General features: G+C 67.3%; 13 protein-coding genes and 1 pseudogene. 3 read left to right on the forward strand and 11 right to left on the reverse strand.

The genetic code is table 11. From position 1 onward, the window contains the following. From VN856_RS28655 to hrcA, 3 genes and pseudogenes are all read right to left on the reverse strand, one after another. Positions 1 to 112: pseudogene (locus VN856_RS28655) on the reverse strand (16S rRNA (uracil(1498)-N(3))-methyltransferase); the annotation flags it as partial. Further along, positions 113 to 1,255 (reverse strand): molecular chaperone DnaJ, encoded by a 1,143-nt coding sequence (gene dnaJ / locus VN856_RS28660; protein ID WP_325695654.1) that lies wholly within the window; start codon positions 1,253 to 1,255, stop codon positions 113 to 115. Positions 1,256 to 1,334: 79 nt separating this feature from the next. Beyond that, positions 1,335 to 2,378 (reverse strand): heat-inducible transcriptional repressor HrcA, encoded by a 1,044-nt coding sequence (hrcA, locus tag VN856_RS28665; protein ID WP_325695657.1) that lies wholly within the window; start codon positions 2,376 to 2,378, stop codon positions 1,335 to 1,337. 134 nt (positions 2,379 to 2,512) lie between these two features. Between hrcA and VN856_RS28670 the strand changes: the two genes are divergently transcribed. From VN856_RS28670 to VN856_RS28680, 3 genes are all read left to right on the forward strand, one after another. Beyond that, on the forward strand, positions 2,513 to 2,827 hold the full coding sequence (locus VN856_RS28670; RefSeq protein WP_325695660.1) for a type II toxin-antitoxin system VapB family antitoxin: 315 nt from the start codon (positions 2,513 to 2,515) through the stop codon (positions 2,825 to 2,827). Between the two features lie 81 nt (positions 2,828 to 2,908). After that, positions 2,909 to 3,505 (forward strand): carboxymuconolactone decarboxylase family protein, encoded by a 597-nt coding sequence (locus VN856_RS28675; RefSeq protein WP_325695663.1) that lies wholly within the window; start codon positions 2,909 to 2,911, stop codon positions 3,503 to 3,505. Beyond that, a complete protein-coding gene (locus VN856_RS28680; protein ID WP_325695666.1) occupies positions 3,502 to 4,377 on the forward strand; it encodes a sigma-70 family RNA polymerase sigma factor in 876 nt (291 codons plus the stop codon). The genes VN856_RS28675 and VN856_RS28680 overlap by 4 nt, the downstream gene beginning before the upstream one ends. Here the strand turns inward: VN856_RS28680 and VN856_RS28685 are convergent. From VN856_RS28685 to VN856_RS28720, 8 genes are all read right to left on the reverse strand, one after another. After that, on the reverse strand, positions 4,374 to 4,868 hold the full coding sequence (locus tag VN856_RS28685; protein ID WP_325695668.1) for a hypothetical protein: 495 nt from the start codon (positions 4,866 to 4,868) through the stop codon (positions 4,374 to 4,376). The two genes, VN856_RS28680 and VN856_RS28685, sit on opposite strands and share 4 nt — an antisense overlap. 91 nt (positions 4,869 to 4,959) lie before the next feature. Next, positions 4,960 to 6,699, reverse strand: a complete 1,740-nt coding sequence (locus tag VN856_RS28690) for an ABC transporter ATP-binding protein (protein WP_325695670.1) — start codon at positions 6,697 to 6,699, stop codon at positions 4,960 to 4,962. After that, complete coding sequence (locus VN856_RS28695) at positions 6,696 to 9,272, reverse strand: ABC transporter ATP-binding protein/permease (RefSeq protein ID WP_325695672.1); 2,577 nt, start codon at positions 9,270 to 9,272, stop codon at positions 6,696 to 6,698. Before VN856_RS28695 ends, VN856_RS28690 begins: the two co-directional genes overlap by 4 nt. Further along, positions 9,272 to 9,484: an MbtH family protein gene (locus VN856_RS28700; protein ID WP_325695674.1), complete on the reverse strand. Its 213-nt coding sequence runs from the start codon at positions 9,482 to 9,484 to the stop codon at positions 9,272 to 9,274. The genes VN856_RS28695 and VN856_RS28700 overlap by 1 nt, the downstream gene beginning before the upstream one ends. Beyond that, a complete protein-coding gene (gene mbtG / locus VN856_RS28705) occupies positions 9,462 to 10,751 on the reverse strand; it encodes an NADPH-dependent L-lysine N(6)-monooxygenase MbtG (RefSeq protein WP_325695676.1) in 1,290 nt (429 codons plus the stop codon). Before mbtG ends, VN856_RS28700 begins: the two co-directional genes overlap by 23 nt. After that, positions 10,748 to 15,166: an amino acid adenylation domain-containing protein gene (locus tag VN856_RS28710; RefSeq protein WP_325695678.1), complete on the reverse strand. Its 4,419-nt coding sequence runs from the start codon at positions 15,164 to 15,166 to the stop codon at positions 10,748 to 10,750. Before VN856_RS28710 ends, mbtG begins: the two co-directional genes overlap by 4 nt. Then, positions 15,163 to 21,723 (reverse strand): non-ribosomal peptide synthetase, encoded by a 6,561-nt coding sequence (locus VN856_RS28715; RefSeq protein ID WP_325695680.1) that lies wholly within the window; start codon positions 21,721 to 21,723, stop codon positions 15,163 to 15,165. The genes VN856_RS28710 and VN856_RS28715 overlap by 4 nt, the downstream gene beginning before the upstream one ends. Next, the coding region (locus tag VN856_RS28720; protein ID WP_325695682.1) for a KR domain-containing protein at positions 21,720 to 22,563 on the reverse strand (844 nt) is incomplete at its 5' end. The genes VN856_RS28720 and VN856_RS28715, both read right to left, overlap by 4 nt.

The raw sequence follows: 22,563 nt of genomic DNA on the forward strand, positions 1-22,563 counted from the left end.
CCTCCTGTGGGCGGATGCGTCGCACGGTGGCAGCGTGGAAGCCTTCGTCGCCGTCGACGACGGCCAGCTCACCGCTGTCGGGCAGCGCGTCGATGTAGAACAGGCCAGGCAATTAGCGCCCGGTAAAGGTTTCACGCAGCCGGCTGAACAATCCACCGTTGGTGGCCGCCGCATGCGTCGATCGAACCTCGGTCACGTCACGGCTGCGCCGGCTCTTGAATTCCCGCAGCAGCTCGGCGTCGTTGTGATCGATCCGATCCGGCACCACCACCTCGACGTGCACATGCAGGTCGCCGCGTGCACCAGAACGCAGATGCGGCATTCCGTGGCCGCGGCGGGTCGTCACCGAACCGGGCTGGGTGCCCGCCGGGATGGTGATCTCGGTCAAGCCGTCGAGGATTGCGTCCACGGTCACCGTGGTGCCCAGCGCCGCATCGACCATCGGCACCGAGATCGTGCAGTGCAGATCGTCGCCGTCACGGACGAAGATGTCGTGCGGCTGTTCGTGAATCTCGACGTAGAGGTCACCTGCGGGTCCCCCGCCGGGCCCGACCTCACCCTGAGAGGCGAGCCGGACCCGCATTCCGTCGCCGACACCCGCGGGGATCTTGACGGTGATCTCCCGGCGGGCCTGCACCCGCCCGTCGCCGCCGCACTGGTGGCACGGGTCCGGAATGACTTCACCGACCCCGCGGCAGGTCGGGCACGGCCGCGCGGTCATCACCTGACCGAGCAACGAGCGCTGCACGGTTTGCACTTCGCCGCGGCCGCCGCAGGTGTCACACGCAATCGGCGCCGAGTTGCCGTTGGTGCCGCGGCCCTGGCATCGGTCGCACAGCACCGCGGTGTCGACGGTGACCTGTTTGCTGACGCCGGTCGCACAGTCGGTCAGATCCAGCCGCATCCGCAGCAGCGAGTCCGAGCCCGGCCGGACCCGACCGATCGGACCGCGCGATGTCGCGCCGCCACCGAAGAAAGCCTCGAAGACATCTCCCAAACCACCGAAGCCGCCGAAGCCACCTCCGGCCGCCGCCGCGTTTTCCAGCGGGTCGCCGCCCATGTCGACGATGCGCCGCTTGTCCGGATCGGACAGCACCTCGTAGGCGACGCTGATCTCCTTGAACTTCGCCTGGGCGACCTCGTCGGGGTTGACGTCGGGATGCAGCTCGCGGGCCAGCTTGCGGTACGCGCGCTTGATCTCCGAATCGCTCGCGTTCCTGCCCACGCCGAGCAGAGCGTAATAGTCCCGTGCCACGCTTGACCTTCCTTGGGCCCTTAGGCCTTGTTCGGCCGCGCAACGGCGGCCATTAATGAATTGTGCCTGGAATGCGCCGTCATCGCGTACCCAGCACTTCGCCGATGTACATCGCAACCGCCGCGACACTAGCGATAGTTCCCGGATAATCCATTCGGGTAGGCCCGAGCACGCCCATGCCGCCGTAGACGGTGTCGAGGGTGCCGTAGGTGGTGGACACCACCGAAGTGCCCATCATCTGCTCGGCCTCGGTCTCGTGCCCGATCCGCACGGTCACCTTGCCGGCCTGTTGCTGGGCGGCCAGCAGCCGCAAGACGACGACCTGTTCTTCGAGTGCTTCCAGGATGGATCGCAGCGAACCGCCGAAGTCGGCGGTGTTGCGGGTCAGGTTGGCGGTGCCGCCCAGCAGTAGCCGCTCTTCGCTGTGCTCGACCAGCGACTCGAGCAGCACTGTCGCCGAGCGGCCGACCGCATCGCTGAGGCTCTTGGACTGCCCGCCGCGACCGTCGAGCTGGGCGGCCAGGTCAGCGACGGCGACGGACGCCGCGGAGAGCTTCTTGCCGTCCAGCGCCTGCCCGAGCATCTCGCGTAGCTGGGACAGCTGGTGATCGTCGATCACATCGCCGAGCTCGACGACGCGCTGGTCCACCCGGCCGGTGTCGGTGATCACCACCATCAGCAGCCGGGCCGGAGTCAACGCGATGACTTCCAGGTGTCGCACGGTCGACGTCGACAACGTCGGGTATTGGACGACGGCGACCTGACGGGTCAGTTGGGCCAGTAGCCGTACCGCGCGACGCAGCACGTCGTCGAGGTCGACGCCGGACTCCAGAAAACTTTGGATGGCCCGCCGCTCGGCGGCCGACAATGGTTTGACGTCGTCAAGCCGGTCGACGAACTCGCGGTAGCCCTTTTCCGTCGGTACCCGACCGGAGCTGGTGTGTGGCTGGGTGATGTAGCCCTCGGCCTCGAGGACGGCCATATCGTTGCGAACCGTCGCGGACGAGACGCCGAGGTTATGCCGGTCCACCAGCGACTTGGAGCCGATCGGCTCCTTGGTGGCGACGAAGTCGGCGACGATCGCGCGCAGCACCTCAAAGCGGCGCTCGTCGGCAGTTCCCATCTTCGATCGTCCCTCCTTACCCGACCAGTTTACGGGGATCACCAGCAACTACTGCCCAGCGCACGTCACACCCGCCGCGATAGCCTGTCCTGCGTGGCCGCATCGCGCAGGTCCGCGCCGGAGACGAGCCGCGGATGATCTTCAAGGGTGTGCGCGACGGCAAGCCGTACCCGGAGCATGGCTTGTCCTACCGGGACTGGTCGCGGATTCCCCCGCGACAGATCCGGCTCGACGAATTGGTCACCACCACGACGGTGCTGGCGCTTGATCGTCTGCTCTCCGAGGACTCGACGTTCTACGGCGATCTCTTCCCGCACGCCGTGAAGTGGAAAGGCATCTGCTACCTCGAAGACGGCCTGCACCGGGCGGTGCGCGCGGCGCTGCGAAATCGCACGGTCCTGCATGCGCGGTTGCTGGATCTGGATGCGGTCACCCAGCACGCCGACTAGGCGTAGCGCCTGCCGGTCACGTTTCTGCGCGGCCCCGTGTCGAGATAAGTGACACCGCCGCGAAGCTTGAAGGAGACCGCCATGCCACGACTCACCGGACTGTCCGACCAAGATGCCGGCCTTGGTGCCAAGATCGCGTACTTCTTCACCAAGCGGCGCTTCAAGCAGATGACGGGGCTGCAGACCGCGACAATGCTCGAGCCGCTGCGGATGTATGCGCATATCCCCAAGCTGCTCAGCGCATATGGCCGCTTGGAACTGGCGGAGTCGAAGATGGACATTCTCAGCCCCCGGCACCGTGCGCTCGCGGAGTTGAAGTCGGCGATGACGGTTCGCTGCGAGTACTGCATCGACCTCGGCTCGGCGATCGCCCGCGGCTGGGGGCTGACTGACGAGGAACTGTTAGCGATGTCCGACTACCAGAACGCCACCTGTTTCTCCGACCTCGACCGGCTGATACTCGACTACGCCACCGCGATCAGCCGGACGCCGGTCGAGGTGAGCGATGATCTATTCGACCGTCTGCGAACGCATTTCGACAACGCCCAACTCGTCGGGCTAACCCACGTCGTCACGCTCGGCAACCTTCGCGGCCGGTTCAACCTTGCGTTGGGCATCGGAGCCTCCGGTTTCAGCGAGGGCAGGGCGTGCCCGCTGCCCGACTCCGGTCAACGATGACAGCGGACGCGGACCTGGCAGCGCGATTCGAGGCGGCCCGGACGCATCTGGGCGCGGTGGCCTACCGCATGCTGGGCTCGGTCGCCGACGCCGAGGATGCCGTGCAGGAAGCGTGGCTGCGGATGACCGGCGTCGACGCCGGCCACGTGGACAATCTCGACGCGTGGCTGACGACCGTGGTGGCACGGATTTGCTTGAACACCTTGCGAAGCCGCCGGGCTGGGCCATCGGAAGAGCTCGTCGCCCAGCTGCCGGATCCCATCGTCGACGCTGTCGGCGACGCCGATCCTGAGCACCAGGCGATGCTGGCCGACGCGGTCGGAATGGCGCTGTTCGTGATTTTGGACACCTTGGCACCGGCGGAACGACTGGCGTTCGTCTTGCACGATGTGTTCGCGGTCCCGTTCGACCAGATTGCACCGGTCGTCGAGCGGACTCCAGAAGCTACCCGCAAACTGGCCAGTCGTGCGCGGCAGCGCATTCAGCAGGCCGCGCCCAGCCCGGACACCGATCTGGTGGCCCAGCACTCCGTCGTCGACGCTTTCTTCGCCGCCGGACGTGCCGGCGACTTGGATCGGCTGGTGGCCGTTTTGGACCCCGACGTGTCGTTGCGCGGCGACTTCGGGCCGGCCGGACAACGTTCGGTGCGAGGGGCGTCCACGGTTGCCGGGCTGGCCAAGGGCTACGCCGCCCCGGAACGCGAAGTCCGCCCAGCCGTCGTCAACGGGGCCGCGGGTGCGGTGATCCTCCTCGACGGCCGGGCAACCGCAATCATGGGCTTCGTCGTTCGCGGCGGACGGATCGCCGCGATCGACGTCCTAGCCGATCCCGAGCGGGTCGCGAGGATCGATCTGCGCGCCGTGACCGGTTAGCCGGTCGCTGCAAGTAGCAACGCCTGAGCGGAGTCGGGTGCGAGCGTCCAGCCACCTTGATTGACGAACGTGAGGTGCTGGGTGATCGGCGCCGGGAACTTCGGACCCGAGATGGCCACGTCAGCCGCGGCCGCATTCGGACCCGCCTGCTGAATGTTCGTCACGTCGTACGCCTGTGGGAACTTCCCGTCCTCGAAAGCCTTTCTCAGCTTGTGGTCAGCGTCGCGCCCCTGTTCGGAACTGATGCCGCCTGCAACCAGACCGGTCTTGCTGTGATACGAGACGCCAGGATTGGTCAGGTTGGTGCAGAGGCTGGACAGCTCGCCAGCGGTCGGCTCGCCCGGCGCGGGTGGCGGCGGGTCGAGCGGTGCGCTGAAGACGACGGGCGCCACCTGCGGTGCGCTGCTGGACGCCAGTGACGTCACGCCAGCCGCGGCCGCGCCAATTGTGGCTACGGCCGCCACCCCAGTGGCAAGCAATTTCACGGTCATCGTTGTCCCTTCGATTCGAATACCGGTGTCATTCTGCTGCTCATCGCCTGATCTGTGGCGACCCCCCAGGTAGCGGCGTGTCGTATTGCCTCTAGCCGGCGTGGATTCGCCACTCGGCGGCGTCGCGCTGCTGACGCCAGAACTCGTCGAATCGTCCACCCGCGGTGAGCAATTCGTCGACCGTGCCGTCCTCGACGATCTTGCCGGTGTCCAGGAAAAGAACCCGGTCGGCGTGCCGGATGCTGGCCAGCCGGTGGGCGACGATCACCCGGGTCCGCGGCTGGGGATCCGCGGTGAGGGCGTCGACAACCGCGGCCTCGTTCTCGGTGTCCAATGCGCTGGTCGCCTCGTCGACCAGCAATATCGGCGCAGGCTTGAGCAGGGCGCGAGCAATACTGACCCGCTGCCGTTCACCACCGGACAACGCCGAACCGGCTTCGCCGACGATCGTCGCGTCGCCGGCGGGCAACCTGCCGGTGAGTTCATCCACCCGCGCCAGCGCGACAGCCCGATTGAACTGCGCGTCGCCGGCTGCGGGATCTCCGGCCGAGACGTTCTCGCGGATGGTGCCGTGGAACAGGTAGGGATGCTGGAACACCACGCTGCTCGCGGCGCGGCGGGCGTCGGCGTCCAGGGTCGCGACGTCGACACCGTCGACAATGACGCGCCCGTGCGCGGGTTGGTACAAGCCGGCTATCAGCGACAGGATGGTGCTCTTGCCGGAGCCGGATGGCCCGACGATCGCTGTGGTGGTTCCCGGCTGCAGCGCGAAGCTCACGCCGTCCAGCACCGGAGCGCTTGTGCCGCCATAGCCGAACGTGACGTCCTCGAACTCGATGAGCGGCGCGTCGTGGTGGCCGCGTCGCGTTTCGGCTCCGGCAGTCATGATCGGGGCGCTGAGCACGGCGCGAATCCGGTCGAGGGTGGCACGGGTGCTCTCCAACGCCGGCCCCAGTTCGCTGATCGACGTGAACGGTTCCAGATAGCGGGCGATGACGACGATCAGGGCGATCGCCTCCGGGACGCTCAGTGTGTGCGTGACGGTCAATGCCGTTGTGGCGCCGGCGAAAAGGATCAGCGCCAACTGACTGGCCAGGCTGAACAGCAACTGGCCGGGGACCTGCATGGTCAGCAATCGCATGGTGGCGCCGTGCTGCGCCGCCAGCGCATCGCCGACCAGGCTTCTGGCCGGCTCCACCCGACGCGCTGCCCGCAACGCCTGCTGAGTTCGGGCGAACTCGATGATCCGTTCGGTGAGAGCCGTATTCGCCTCGGCGGCAGCATGATCGGCGCGACGGGCCAGTCGTGCCGACGCCCACAACGCTCCCAGCAACAGCGGTACACCACCCATGGCGGCCACGCCGAGCTGCCAGGACATCGGCAGCAATGCCACCGCGATCGCTGCCGGCAGCAGCACGGCGGTGAGCAGTGGCGTCAGCAGATTGACCACCAGGCCGACCAGCTCTGGCCCGGTCGCGGCGATCGCCTGCCGCGCCGTCGCGGTGTTGTCGGAGCTGAACCACTCCAGCCGGACATCCGGCAGTTGATCCGCGACGTCGTGCTGGGTGTGGTCGAGCACCGCGAAGCCCAAGTCGAAACCGATCCGCGCGGTCAGGGTGTCGATCGCCCATCCGGCCGCCGTCGCGGCGGTGAGCCAGCCCAGCCATCCGAGTGCCCGGTGTGGTGAATCGCTGAACAAGGCGCCTACCAACGGAACCAGCAGCACGGTGCCGACGGCACGCACGATCACCGAGACCATGGCGAGCACGGCATAGGCCATCACCTTGCCGCGGCGATCAGACGGGACCAGGCCGATCCAGGTGCGAATCATCGCGCACCCTCCTGCACCGTCGTGACGGTCACCGGGTCGCGGCGCCCGCTGTCCCACAGCCGTCGGTAGCGTCCTTCGGCGGCGAGTAAGTCGTCGTGGGTACCGCTTTCGGCGATCCTGCCGTGGTCCAGCACGACGATCTGGTCGGCTCCGGCGATGGTGTGCAGTCGATGCGCGATCACCAACACCGTGCGATCCCGGGTCAGCCGATTAAGTGCTTGCTGCACAAGATATTCCGATTCGGGATCGGCGAAGGCGGTCGCCTCGTCGAGGATCAGGACACTGGTGTCGGCCAGGATCGCGCGGGCGATCGTCAGCCGCTGGCGTTCGCCGCCGGAAAGACCGCTCGCCGCGCCAAGCATGGTGTCGTATCCGTCCGGCAACCGCATGATCCGGTCATGGATCTGCGCTGCACGGGCGGCGGCCTCGATCTGGGCCGGGGTCGCGTCGGGAACCGCCAGCGCGATGTTCTCCGCGACTGTGCCGTGCACGAGCTGCGTCTCCTGCAATACGAAGCCGACGCGGGTATAGAGCGCGTCGGCCGTCAGCGACCGAATATCTTGTCCATCAACGGTTATCGCACCCTGCTGTACGTCGTAGAAGCGGGCCAACAGGGCGGCCAGCGTCGACTTTCCGGATCCGGACGGGCCGACCAGCGCGGTCACCGTGCCGGGCCGCAGCGTCAGCGAAACGTCCTGAATCACCGGTACGCCGGGCCGGTAGCCGAAGGTGACCCGGTCGAACACGACGGTGGCCGACGCGTCACCGGCCGCAGCAGCCGGCTTGTCGGGCACGGCGAGTTCCGGTTCGTCGAGCGTGATCTGCAGGCGACGGGCGGCCAGCAACCCGGCGCGGATGCCGCCGATACCGTAAGCGATGTTAAGCAATCGGGCACCGAACGTGGTGCCCAGCAACAAGAACGGCAGCAAATCGACCGGGTTCATCCGGCCGGTAACGACCAGCAGCGTGCCGGTGCCGGCGATCAGCCACAGGAACGTCGAGGGGCGGGTGACGAGATCCATCATGGTCTTCTTGCCGGCCAGCGGGCGCTGCCAGTCGATGAGAAAACCGACGTATTCATCCAGACGACGGCGGAAACTCGACGCGGTGGCACCGCCGAAGACGCGGATCACCGGCTGACCTTCGAGGTAGGCGCCGGCCTCGCCGCTCATCCGCTCGGCCCACTTTTGCGATTGCGGGATGCGCGGGCCGGATTGAATCGTCATCGACGAGGTCAGCACCAGATACACCAGGACCGGCACGAACAACACCAGCGCCACCCGCCAGTCGACGACGAACAGGTAGACCAGCACCGCCAGTGGCGCGACGACCGCGGCGACGGCGTCTGGGATGGCGTGTGTCACTAGGTAATGCAGTGCCAGCGTGTCGTCCGCGACCAGCTGTTTGATCGACCCGGATCCGCGCGCGGTGAACCAGCCCAACGGCAACCGGGCCAACTTGCTCAGCAGCCGTGAACGTAAATCGCTGGCGAACCGGGCGTCGACGATGTGCAGCCACAACGTCAGGGCGGCAGCGAGCACCGTGCCGATACCCAGCAGCGCCACCGCCGCGAATCCGATCTCCTTCAACCGCGACGACTCCGCTCCGGACGCCAACAGCCTGGCCAGCTCGACCAGAAGCAGAAACGGCGCAAGCTGCACCAGCGTGATCACTGCCTGCAGCACACCGGAGGCGATCAGTGCCGACCGCAATGGCCCCAGCAACCGGCCCGCGGCCTGGGCACGCCAGCTCCCCCGCGCAGCCGGATCAGCAGTCGGCCCCTGTTGCACCACAACGCTTTCCGGCTGTCCCGAGATCGGCTCCTCGCCGCGCCGGGTGCCCATTGCGCGGCCGACGCTCCAATAAGCCTGCGCGTGGACTTCCGACTTGGGGAAGCCGAAGTCGTCGCGCAGCCGGGTCCGAACATGCTTGAGCGTGGTGGCTTCGGGTGTCGCCCAGGCATACCAGTCGGACCAGTCCCGGTTCTCGATGGACGCGGCCAGTGACTTCTCGTCGCGCCGGACGGTCCAGTGCACCCGCAGCCGGGGATGTTCCGCCAGCGGAATCAACCGGTCGTTGTCGTCGTGCTGCTCGAGGTACACCTCGATCGGAACATCGTCGGGGACGCTGCCGATGATCCCGTTGATGCCCGGGATCGACGCGGAGTCACCGATCAGCAGGTAGCCGGCGGGCTGCTCGTCGGGCGTGTCGAATCGCGACCCACCCATCAGCGACATCACCGCGATCGTCGCGCCGGGCTCGACGGTGCGCGCCCACTGCGACGCCGGGCCGGCCGGGTCGTGCAGCAACACATCGACCGCGAAACGGCCGGCGGGCACGTCGGCCTCGGAAATCGTGTACGCGCGCTGGAACTCGGTGCTCGAACCGTCGGGGTCGGGGAACCAGAATCGCAGCCAAGCCGCGGGTTCAGCCGCCGCGTCCTGGAACAGGGTCGGCGACTCCATCCGTATCCGTACGAAATGCGGTGCGATCGGGATGGTTTCGAGGACGGTCGCTGAGTGGTCGCGGGCGCCGAAGCCCCGCAGCATTGCGCCCTGGAACCCGCGCGCCATCAGCTGTCCATCGCGTCGCGGAGGCTCCGTGGCCGCATATCGGTCCAGTTCTCCTCGACGTACGCCAGACACTCCGCGCGACCGGCCTCGCCGAAGACCTTATGCCAGCCGGCCGGCAGGTCGGCGAACGTCGGCCACAAGCTGTGCTGGTTCTCGTCGTTCACCAGCACCACGAAGCTGCCGGTCTCGTCATCGAAGGGATTGGTGCTCATCATCTCTCCTGGTCGAAGCAGCGGCGCTGGAACCCAGATCGGCGCCGAGCACCCGATCCGACAGCAGCCCCAGGCAACTGAGGTTGGGGAAGCCGGGACCCTGGTTGAGCCCGGCGAGGTTGGGCAAGAACAGCTTCGGGGACACATCGACGACGGCCAGGTCGTGTCCGATCGCATCCTGTACCCGGTCACCGGTCAGCGGGCCACCCAGGCCCAGCTCCAGCAGATCGAGCGCGTCCTGACTGAACAAGGTGGTGAACCACAGCGGGTCGGCACCCGACCCGTCGATCACCAGGTCGAAACCATGGATGGTTTCCACGTTTTCGCTGCCCCGGTTGGTGGACAGCGTCAGCCGGATCTGCTCGTCGCGACCTACCGCATGGGCAACCCGTCCGCGCAGATGACGGATGCGATCGTCGGCCAGCAGGGCGTCCTGGACGTTGGACGAGAACACTCCGCGGTCGGTACGGGCAATCGCGTCGCGCCGTTCGTCCACGGTCAGCGCAGTCCAGTCGGTGGGGTCGGAGAACAGCGTGTTCTCGAAGAAGCTCTCGCCGCGGGTGAACAGCGTCACCTGCGGCGATATCACGGTGATGGTCGAAACCCGGTGCCGGAAAAGCTCGTTGAGCATGGCCGCCGCTGTCTCGCCGCCGCCGATGACCGCCACCCGCTCGGCGTTGATCCGCTCGTGCTGGCCCGCGCGATGCCAGAACTGCGCAATCGACAGCACCCGTGGGTTGCCCGGCAACAATGACCGTTCGGCCTGCCCGGGACCGGTGATCATCAAACCGTCGGCGTGCACGGTGGTTTCATCGGTGTGCAGCGCCCACTGCTCACCGTCGACGGCGAGACGGTCGACTTCGCCGTACACCACGTTCATCCCGATCTCGTCGGCCACCCAGCGCAGATACTGGCTCCAGCGGCGGTGCGTCGGTGCCGGCCGGCCGCGGTCGATCCACTGGGCGAATTCACTGGTGGCGATCAGATACGACTGCCAACTGTGTCGGGTCATCCGCTCGTCGAGCTCGGCGTTGCGGCGCGGAGCCAGCGACGAGCGGTACGGGAAGCCGACGTCTTTTTCCGGGCTTGTCCCCAGCCGCTGCGCGCCATCGGTCCAACCACCGCTGGCTTGCCAGTTGGCGCCGACCCCGAGCCGCTCTATGGCGACCACCTCGGGCGCGCCGACACCCATCTGTCTCAGCACGTGCGCCTTGGCGGCGACGGCCACCGCCTTCACCCCGGCGCCCAGCACGGCAAGTGTGGTCATGTCACGATCTCCTCGAGCGCCTGGGTCCAAAGTGTTTGCAATGCAGCGATATCCGACTTGCTGAGGATGTCGGGCAGCGCACGCCACTGGGTGACCAGCACCTGGTGCTCGCCGCTGCCGAGCACGGTGGCCAGCAGGCTGAGCTCGTAACGCACCGCCAGTTCGGGTTCTGGCAGCGGCGACACTCCGTTCAGCAGCCCACGATCCAGCCACAGTCCGCTGGTGCCGCCGACTTCGGCGCGACCCAGATAGTTCAGCAGCAGCTGCGGCTCGCTGAACTCGACGAGCCGGCCGGCGGTGTCGCCGCGCAGGTAGCGCAGCAGCCCGTAGTCGATGCCATCGCCGGGGATCGCCGTCAGCAATTCCCGCACCTGTCGCGGATCCTCGGTGTCCACCCGCAGCGGATAGATCGCGCTGAGAAGTCCGACTGTCTCGGCGGTGTCCATGCCACCGTCGAACAGGGCATCGGCGCGGCCGTGGGTTTCCAGCGCGAGCAACGGCGGCGGGGTCGGCTGGCCGCGGTCTTGTCGCCACCGCGTCACCATTCGCGACGCGGCGGCGATCAGGATCTCGAAGACCGGCAGACCGGACTGCAGCAGCCGCGCAGTGCTGTTAACGTCGAGCATCGCCGTCTGCACCAGCAGCCCACCGGCACGGTCGGTTTCGGGGCTGAGTCGTCGCTCACCCAGCTCGGGGTCGTCACCATCGAGCTGTGCAACCCAATATGGCTCGCTGTCAAAGGATTCGGCTCGCTCGGTCAGGGCGCGGACCCAGCGGCGGTAACTGGTCTGCTCGCGGACGGGGACCGGCGTCCTCCCGTCGATGAGTGCATGCAGGGCCGCGTCGAGCTCGCCGAGCACCACCTGCCACGAGACGGGGTCCATGGCCAGAACGTGGGCGGCCAACAGCAGGACACTCTGCCCGCTCAGCGGGCGCAACCAGACCGCTGCCAACAGCTTTCCGCGTTCGGGGTCAAGGCTTTCGATGGCTTGGCCGGTGTGGACGCCGACGGCAGCGTGCATGTCACCGGACACCGGAACCTCGGTGAGGAGATCGCCGGGTTGTCCGGGATGCAGAGTCATGGTGGCGCGGTCCAGGCGACTGCGCAGCACCTCATGGCCGTCAACGATGGTCGCCAGCGCCGCCCGTAGTTGCTCACCGGTCACGTCGATCGGTAACCGGATGGCTTCGGCCTGTGCCAGTCTGCGCGGCTCGCCGAATTCGTAGAGCCACTTCGCATTGGCCAGTAGCGGGATCGGTCCGCTTTCGGCTTCGGCATCGTCCGGCGCTCCGGCCATCTCGGCGGCCTCGGCGTCGATAGAACCAGCCAGCTCGCGGACGCTGCCACACTCGAGCACCAGCCGGGCACGCAGCGGGATACCGCGCCGGCGGGCGGACTGCACGACGGAGAGAGCCACAATGCTGTCCAGGCCCAGCTCCAGGAAATCGGCGTTTGGGTCGATACGAGCGACCTGCAGGATTTCCGCGAGCAACTCGATGAGGGCGGATTCGGTGGCCGTCTGCGGCTCGGTATCCCCCGATTCCACACACGCCGCCGAATCGATTGCCGCCAAGGCAGCTTCGTCCAGTTTCCCGTTCGGGGTGAGCGGGATGTCGTCGACGATGACGATGCGTTGCGGGACCATATAGCGGGGCAGCCGGGCGATCAGCATGCGGCGCAACTCGGTGACCGATGGTGATCTTCCCGACGAATCCCGCAGCGCCACATAAGCGGTCAACCGCGGAACGCCTTGCCGCTGGTGCACCCCGACGCTGGCGTGCCGCACTGCCGCATGCGACTCGAGTGCGACCGCGATCTCGGCGGGCTCCACACGATGCCCGCGGATTTTCACCTGCGCATCCGCGCGACCGACGTATTGCAGAGATCCGTCTGGTTGGCGCCGCACCAAATCGCCGGTGCGATACATGCGTTCGCCGGCGACGAAGGGATCGGCGACGAAGCGCTGCACGGTTTCGGGTGCGCGGTGCAGGTAGCCCCGGGCCAACTGGGCGCCGCCGAGGTACAGCTCCCCCGCAACCCCGTGCGGGAGCGGGCGCAACGCGGAGTCCAGCACGTAGCCGCGGGTGCAGTGGGTCGGCCGCCCGATCGACGGCTCATCGTGGCGGTCGATCGCCGCGACCACCGCCTCGACGGTGGTTTCGGTGGGGCCGTAACAGTTGAAAGCCGTCATCGCCGTGCGGCGGCACTGCATCCGGATGAAGGACCACGCGCCGCCGCCGAGCGCTTCACCGCCCAACGCCAGCACCGCCAGCGGCACCCGCGTCAACAGGCCGGCCGCCCTCAATTGGGCGAACATCGACGGGGTGGTGTCGATCATGTCGACGCCGTGTTCGGCGATGGCCGCCACCAATGCCTCGGCATCGGTTTGGGTGTGTTCGTCGACGACGTGTACGGCGTGCCCGCCGAGCAGGGCGACCAACGGCTGCCAGGCCGCATCGAAAGCGAAGGACCAGGCGTGTGCGATACGCAGCGGGCGGCCCAGGCGAGCCGCCGCGGGTGTCACGACATGGTTCAGGTGGTCGTCGGCGTACGCGCTGACCGCGGCGTGGGTTCCGATGACGCCCTTGGGTTCTCCGGTTGTGCCCGAGGTGAAGACCACGTAGGCGGCCTGCTGTGGATGGACCTCGATCGGGCGGAAATCGTCGGGACCGTCGGCGGCGAAGTCTTCGTCGATCACGATGGCGGCGCCGCTCTGGCGCAGAATGGAGTTCACCCGTTCCGCCGGCATCGCCGGCTCCAGGGGCACGTACATCGCGCCCGCCTTCAGCGCCGCGAGGATCGCTACAACGTAGTGCGGGCCACGGGAAAGCTTGATAGCAACGGGGGTTTCCGCGCCCGCGCCGCGGGCGGCAAGCGCGCCGGCCAGCCGGTTGGCCCTCGCGTCGAGTTCGCCGTAGCTCAGCCTCCCGCCCGCCCAGGTGATGGCCGGGTTATCCGGTGTCTGGGCGGCGATCGCCGCGAACCGGGTGTGAATCCCCTGCCCCGTCGACGGTTTCGCCGAGCCGGCGCCGAGCGGTACCGCCTCCTCGGGGAGCAGGACGCTGACGTCGCGCAGCGGGCGATCCCACCGATCCAGCAACCGCTCGGCGGTGCACAGCAGCCGCTCGCCGAGTGCCGAGGCGGTTGTCTTCCCCAGTGCGCCGTCGATCACTTCGACCATCAGGACCAGTCCGCCGTCCGCCATGTGCGCGGCAAGCACGATCGGGAAATGGGTGAGGCTTTCCACCGCGGCGGGCCGGAAGGTGACGCCGGTGCTGACCAACTCGTCGTTGGCCGAGATGCCACCGGTCGGGAAATTCTCGTAAACCAGCAGACTGTCGTACATCTCGCCGACACCGCCCAGTGCCCGCAGCTGCGCATGCCCGAGATAGCTGTGTTCGCGCAGCATCGCCGAATCGCGCTGCACGGCGCGGCACTGCTCGCCGACCGTGGCGGCGCTGTTCAGCTGCACCCGCAGCGGCACGGTGTTGATGAACAGGCCGACCATGGTTTCGACGCCGGCCAACTCGGCGGGCCGGCCCGACACCGTCACCCCGAACACGACATCGGCACGGTCGGTCAGGCGGGACAAGATCACCGCCCAAGCCATCTGCAGCAACGTATTCAGCGTGACCCCGCGTACACGAGCACCCGCAACCAACCGGTCGGTGGCTTGGGGGCCAAGTTGCAACTCGGTGCGCTGCGGCAGGCGGGTCGACGTGCGTGCGGCGTCCGTGCCCCCATAGGCCGCCGCCAGCAGGGTCGGGCCAGGCAGCGCCGCGAGATGCTCGCGCCAAACCCGTTGGCTGGCCTCCAGATCGCGGCCGGCCAGCCAGCCGATGTAGTCCCGGTACGGACGTGGTGCCACCGGCAGCGCGGCAGGGTCGCCCCCGGCGCGATACAGGATCATCATCTCGGTGACGAACACCGGTAGCGACCAGCCGTCGATCACGATGTGGTGCGCGGTAATCACCAATCGCCAGCGCGCATCCGGCAATTCGATGAGCAGAAACCGGATAGCCGGCAGCCGTTCGAGGTCAAACGGGCGGCGCCGTTCCTCGGCTTCCAACGCCTCGATGTCCTGTTCGGCGGCGGTGATCTCCCGCCACGGCAGCTCGACTCGCGACGGCACGATCTGCACGGGTCGGGCAATCCCGCGGCTGAAGAAGCTGGCCCGCAGATTGGGGTGCCGAATCAGCATTTTCGCCGCGCAGTCGCGCAGCAAGCCAACGTCGAGAGCGCCGTAGATGTCGGCCGCCATTCCGATCACATACGGATCGTCGGCGGGTTCCCCTTCGGTGAATTCGGCCAACGCGGTCAGCGAGTACAGGCCCTCTTGGAGAGGGCTGAGCGCCATCACATCCTCGATGTCCGGCGCGATGTCGGCCTGAGTTTCGGCTTCGGCGGCCGTCATGATGTTCCGTCGCGGGACTTCGACCACAGCTGGGTCACCGCAGCCAAGTCGGTAGCCGACAGACCCGACGTGGTCATCGGCTCGAAGCGAGTTTCACCGGCGGCGGACCCGTTGTCCGACGAAGCGCCGTCCACTTCCAGCGCATCGACAGCGGCGGCCAACTGCTGCACGGTCGGGTTCTCGAAGATCATCCGCGGGTTCACCGGCAGGCCGACAGCCCTTGCCCGCGAGGCTAATTGGACCGACAGAATGCTGTCACCGCCGAGTGCGAAGAAGTCGTCGAATCGCCCGACATCGGGGGTCGACAGCAATTCGGCGAACACGGTGGCCAGTGCACGCTCGGTGTCGGTGCGCGATGGTTCGGTGCGGCCGCTGGTGCTGACCGCCGGCCGCGGCAGCCCCGGCCGATTCAGCTTGCCCGACTCGGTTTTCGGCATCGCGTCGAGCACGGTCAGCGAGGACGGCACCATGTATCCGGGCAGCGTCGCGCTGAGCGCGGCACGCACCGAGGCGGCGAACGCCGCTTTGTCGGCGTCCTCGGTGATGGCCTCTTGCGGCACAACGTATCCCGCGAGGCTGGCGCCGTCGTGCACCTCCCAGGTTCGCGCGGCCGCGGCGGCGACACCATCGGCTGCCGCCAGCGCGGCTTCGACCTCGGCAAGCTCGACCCGGAATCCGCGCACCTGCACCTGGTGGTCGGCCCGGCCGGCGAACTCCAGTCGCCCGTCGTCGGTCCACCGGGCCAGGTCGCCGCTGCGATACAACCGGCTACCGGGTTCGGCGCCAAACGGATTGGCGATGAAACGTGACGAGGTCAGGCCGGGACGCTTCCAGTAACCACGCGCCAGCTGGTCGCCTGCGTAGTACAACTCGCCGACCACGCCAACCGGTACCGGGCGCAGCCCGTCATCCAGCAGATAGGCCTGCGCCCCGGCGACCGGCGACCCGACCAGCGGGCGTGGCGGGCTCAGCCGCCCTCGGGACACCGCACCGGAGGTCTCGGTGGAGCCGATGTTGTTCAGCAGCTCGGGACCTGGCCCGACGCCGTCGCCGCACGCGGCCGTCAGCCGCTGCAACAGCGAGATGCTCACCGGTTCTCCACCGCACACCAGGCGGGCCAGCGACCGCACCGACTCCGGCGCGCTGTCCACCAAGGCCGATACCAGGCTGGGCACCGCGGTGATTTGCGCGACAGACTCGCGTTTCATCAGCGCCGCAAGCGCTTCCGCGTCGCGGTGCTCGGCGTCGTCGGCCAGGATCATGGTGGCACCGGCGGCCAAACCGGCCAGCAATTCCATGCCGCCTTCGAGGAAGGTCATCGAGGCTTGCGACAGGCGGATGTCTTCGGCTTTCGGCGGATAGTGCCGCAGCTGCCAATCCAGCCGGGCGGCCATCGCACGTTGAGTTCCCACCGCGCCCTTGGGTTTTCCAGTCGACCCGGAGGTGAAGACCAGATACATCGGATCGTCGGGATGCGGCAGTGGCGGCCTCGATGTCGGCGGCTCCGATCTCTCCATGACGGCCCGGACCTCGGGGCTATCGAGCGAGACCACTGCCGCCGCATACTCGTCCGGCATGGTGTCGACGGCCTCGACCGTTGCGACCACGACCTGGGGCGCGACGTCGTCGAGCATGAACTGCTTACGTACCGCTGGATAGGCGGGATCGATCGGGAAATACGCGCCGCCGGCCTTGACGATGGCCAGCAACGCCACCACCATGTCGAGGCCCCGCCGGCTCGACAGCCCGACGAACGATCCCGGCCGCACACCGCGATCGGTGAGCAGTGCCGCCAGGTTGTCCGAACGGCGATGCAGCGCAACGTAGTCCAGGTCCTCACCTGAGCACCGCACCGCGATGCGCCCGGCGCCGCACTGCCTGCTGGCCTCGAGCATTTCCGGCACCGTGCGTGGCCGATCGGCCGGCGGCTGATCGCCGCGACTCCACTCGGTCAGAATCCGGTGCTGCTCGTCGGCGTCGGTCAACACCACGTCGCGCAGACTCTGATCGATGTCTTCGGCGAACTCGGTGACGACCCGGGTCAGCCAGCCGGCCAACCGTTCGATGGTGCGCCGTTGGTAGAGCTCGGTTCGGAAGATGAGGTGGCCGTTATAGCCGATGTCGTCGGACCCGTCAGTGCCGAAGAAGTTGACGCTGAGGTCGGCGTGCGCCATGTCGAAAACCGGGTCCAGCGACGTGCATACGGTGTCTTGGCCGTGGGACGCCGATTCGATGACTCGTGAGGCGGGAAGATGATCGCGCACGTGCACGACGACCTGAAACAGCGGATTACGCGACAGCGATCGCACCGGGCTGACGCTGTCGACCACCCTGTCGAACGGTAGATCCTGGTGGGCGTAGGCGGCCAGCGCGGTCTCGCGTGCCCTGCTCAGCACGTTACGCAGCGTGGGGTTGCCACGTAAATCGTTGCGCAGCACCAGGATGTTGACGAAAAAGCCGATCAACTGATCGAGTTCGGCCTCCGGGCGCCCGGCGACCGGCGTGCCCAAGGGAATGTCCACGCCGCTTCCCACCTTGTGCAGCACCACGGCGACGGCGGCCTGCAGCGCCATGAACTCGGTGACGCCCAACTCGCGGCACCGTTCCGCGAGCTTGGCGCGGGTCGCAGCATCGATACGGAATGTCACCGACTCGCCGTCTCCGCTGGGCAGTGGCGGGCGGGGAAAGTCGGGTCGAAGCCCGCTGTCCTCTGGTAGACCGGCCAGTTGACTCGTCCAGTAGTCCCGCTGCTCGGCGGCGACCGCCGTCTCTTGTCCGCCCGGCTCGCCCAGGAAAGTGCGTTGCCAGGCAGCGTAATCCGCGTACTGCACGCGCAGCGGCGCCCACGACGGGGCCTCACCGTCGCGCCGCGCGCGGTAGGCGGTGATGACGTCGGAGAACAACACGCCCGCGGACCAGTGGTCGGACGCGATGTGATGGACGACCAGCGACAGCACATGTTCGCCGCCGTCTCCGGTGTGCAGCACGGCGATTCGGATCGGCCATTCGCGGTCCAGTTCGAAACAGTGCCGGCGCTCGGCCTCGAGTTGTTCCTGCAACCACTCATCGCCATCGCCGGCGTCGCGGCGCACCGCAAGCTCGGTGACCGGGTTTACCACCTGGTATGGAACGCCCTCGGCATCGATGTAGGTGGTGCGCAGGATCTCGTGACGGGCCACGACGTCACCGACCGCGGCGATCAGGGCGTCGATGTCCCACGGTCCCGTCAACTTCGCGGCGAACGGGATGTTGTTGATTGGACTCGGCCCGTCGACGCGGAACGCGAACCAGCTACGCAGTTGCGATGCCGACAGCGGTAGCGGTTCGTCGTGGGTGGTCGCAACGAGTTTGGGTCGTGCCTGCGCACGGCCACCGGATCGCAGCTCGTCGACCCGCTCGGCCAGCAGTCCGACCGTGGCGAGCTCGAAGATGTCGCGAATACCCAGCTCGACTTCGCATTCCGAGCGGATCGCGGTGGCCAGTTTGGTGGCCACCAGCGAGTGGCCGCCGAGATCGAAGAACGAGTCGTTTACGCCGACCCGATCGTGACCGAGCAGGCTGGAAAACATTGCGGCGATGCGACGTTCGGTCACGGTAGCGGGGTCGCGGTATTGCGCCTTCGCCGCGATTTCAGGTTCCGGCAATGCCGTACGGTCGATCTTGCCGTGCGCCGTGATCGGTATCTCGTCGAGCACCACATAGGCGGCCGGGGTCATGTATTCCGGCAGCGCTGCCGCCACCCTCGACCGAATCCGCTCGAGGTCAACGGTGTCGCGGCCGGCGCCGTCGGCGGGCGTCACATAACCCACCAGGCTCTTGCCCAGATGCGGCAGGTCCGCGGTCAGCACAACGGCCTGCCCGACGCTGGGGTCAACCGAGATCGCGGCGCCGACCTCGCCGAGTTCGATGCGGAAGCCACGGATCTTCACCTGTTCGTCGGCGCGACCGACGAATTCGATATCGCCGTCGGCGTTGCGGCGTGCCAGGTCGCCGGAGCGGTACAGCCGGGCGCCGGGCGTGAAGGGATCGGCGACGAAGCGTTCCGCGGTCAGACCGGGCCTGCGATGGTAGCCGCGAGCCACATGCGTTCCGCCGATGTAGATTTCGCCGATCACGCCCACCGGAACTGGTTGTAGCGCGTCGTCGAGGAGATGCACCTGGGTATTGATCTTGGGCCGGCCGATCGGCACCACCCGGGTGCCCTGCGCGCCCTCCACGGGGTAACTGGTGGCATTCACCACGGTTTCGGTGGGGCCGTAGAAGTTGTACAACAGCGCGTCGAAGGTGGCGTGAAATTTGTCGGCGATCTCGCCGGGTAGGGGTTCACCACCGATGGGCACCCGGCGCAGGGTGCGCCACTGGTTGACGCCGGGCAGCGACAGGAACAGGCCGAGTAGCGAGGGAACGAAGTGCATCGAGGTGATGCCCTCGCGGCGCAGCAACTCGGTCAGGTATCCGATGTCGCGCAGGCCGTCCGGTCGCGGAATCACCAGGCGTGCACCGCAAATCAACGTGCCGAAGATTTCGCCCATCGACACGTCGAAGCTGGGGGAGGCCACTTGAAGCAGCCGGTCAGTTTCGTCGACTCGGTATTCCCCGCCGAACCAGACGAAGTACTCGGCGATCGGCGCGTGCGGCACCGGTACGCCTTTAGGCAAACCGGTCGAACCCGAGGTATAGATCAGATAGGCGGTGTTGTGCGGGCTCAGCGGACGCACCAGCTCGGCGCTTCCCGGGGCGGTCGCCGGATAGTCGGCCAGCCCGGTAACCGGTTCGCGCAAAACCAGTTTCGCCGCCGCATCATCCAGAATGAACGCCAGTCGGTCGTCCGGATAGGTCGGATCGACCGGCAGATACACCGCTCCGGCTTTGAGAATCCCCAGCGCGGTGATGACCAATTCCGGCGACTTGTCCAGCAAGACCGCCACGCGGTCCTCGGTACCGATTTCTTGGCGGATCAGCCAATGCGCCAACCGGTTTGATTCCTGGTCGATCTCGCGATAGCTGTACTGACGACCCTCGTAGACGACGGCGACGGCGTCCGGCGTCCGGGCCGCGCGCGCGGTGACCAGGTCCGGCAGCGTGCTGGCCGGGGTGCTGAAGGTTTCACCCGACGACACTTGGCGCAGCCACGCGGCGTCGTCCTCGCTCATCAGTCCGCATGCCGCCAGCGTGATATCGGGATCTGCGAGCGCGTTATCCAACAGGACGCCGTAGTGCTGCAGCAGTTGCTCCACTAACGGTCGATCCAAAACCTCAACCAGGTATTCGGCTTCGACGATGGCGCCGCGATCCGAACCCTCTGCGGTCCCGCTCAATTCGACCATCAAACTCAGCGGCAATTGGCTCACATGGCCGCGCAGCTCGGCCCGCTCACACCGCACACCTGGCGGGCAGAAGCCGCCGCCGTCGGGCTCACGCAGTCCGAAGCTGACGCGGGTCATTCGCTCGGCCCCGTGCCTGCGGTCCGGGTTGGAGGCACGGACCAGCCATTCCAGGTCGACGCGGGAGTGCGCGAAGGCGCCTAGCGCGCCGTCCCGGGTCTGTACCAGGAGCTCGCGGAACGTCAACCGCGGCTCCGGCCGCATCCGCATCACCAGGGTGTTGCCGTAATAGCCGATCGCGCTCTCGGTCCCGGCGCTGCGATTCAGCACCGGGGCGGCGACCAGGAAGTCCGATGCGTGCGTGTAGCGATGCATCAGCGCGCCGAACGCAGCCATCAACACCATGTAGGGGGTGGCGCCGGTTTCCCTGGCTAGCGTCGCGGCACGGTGGATGGTTTCCGCCGACAGCCCCGCGGTGGCCCGCTGCGCGCGCCAGGTGCTGGGCACCACCGAGCCATTGGGGCCGGGAAGCTCAAGTGGCTCAGGCAGATCCGTCATCATCGAACGCCAATAGGCCTGGTCCTCGTCGCTGCTTCGCACCGGGTCGGTGGCGATATTCACCGGCGACGGTCTGCTGCCGTCGACGTAGGCTCGGGTGAGGTCGCTGAAGAACGGAGCCCACGAACCGTCGTCCCAGGCGACATGGTGCGCAGTCAGCAGCAGGATCAACTCATTCGGGCTCACCCGCGCGGCGGCGACCCGCAACGGCGAATCCGCAGTCAGGTCGAACGGCTGCGCAAACTGTCGCTGCGCCAGCACTTCCAGTCTGAGCCGGCGGGCTTGCTCGGCAAGCCCGGACAAGTCGTGCTCCGCCCAGTCCGGCCGCAGATCGTCACGAACCATCGGATACGGATTGCCGTCACTGTCGGTCTGATACGTCGTGCGCAAGATCGGATGACGCACCGCGACCGCCTCCACCGCCTGCCGCAGCCGGGCGATATCGACATTGCCGATGACGCGATAGGAGACGCAGATGTTGAGCAACGCGCTGCCGGGGTCGACCGATTGGACGAACCACATCCGGCGCTGGCCATCGGACATCTCCGGAAGCTGTTTGGTATCCGTCGGGTCGTCGGCGACCGCCGGTCGAGCCAGGCCACGCGCAGCGATCTTGCGGCGCAACAGTTCCAGGCGTTGCGCGTCGAGCGTGCCGAGGCCGGTGGTGTCAGTCACGCGTGGATTCCAACCTTCCTCGTGTCTCGGCCGTTGGTCGGGCCAGAGCCCAAGACGTTGATCAATTCGTTGACGGTGATTCCGCCGAGCATCCGCGCCACCGGCGCCGACTGCCCCACCGCCCGGCGCAGGCGCCGGCGTAGATCGAGCGCCAACAACGAATCCAAACCGAGGTCAATGAGCGATGCTGTCGGGTCGATCGACACCGAATCGCCCAGGTGTAACGTCGCCGCGAGTTCGCCCCGCACGACGTCGGCGAGTGGTCGCCCGTCGGAGTGGTTGCGCTGCTGGGCATCCGCCAGGTCCGACGGCGGATGGAACGGCATCGAGATTCCCTGACTCTCGAAAAACACCCGAAGCCGATCGAAGTCGGCGTCGAAGATCAGCGGATCGTCGCCATGCCGACCCAGGCTGGCGTCCACGGCCAGCTCGGGCCGCATGGCAACGAGACCCGAGCGCTGAGTGCGGGCGATCTCATCTGCCGTTACGACTCCGGCGTCTTGCCACAGTCCCCATCGAATCGCCGTGCAGTCCGAGCCCCGCGACCGCAGTTGGGCAGCCAGCACATCGAGAATCCGGTTCGACGCCGCGTACGCGGCGTGGCCGTGACCACCCCAGACCCCAAACACCGACGAGCAAGCCAAGATCCGGCAGTCCGGCTGCAACGGCCACACGTCGGCCATCACCGCCAGCCCCGTTACCTTCGCGGCACACACCGCCGCGACGTCCGCACCGGTGAGGTCGGCGTGGACGGATGCCGCGGCGATTCCCGCGGTGTGGATCAGCATCGATGCGCCGGTGCCGCCGTATTCGGCGGCGACGGCCGATACCGCCACGCGA

The organism is Mycobacterium sp. (genome assembly GCF_035603715.1).
Taxonomy (GTDB): Bacteria; Actinomycetota; Actinomycetes; order Mycobacteriales; family Mycobacteriaceae; genus Mycobacterium.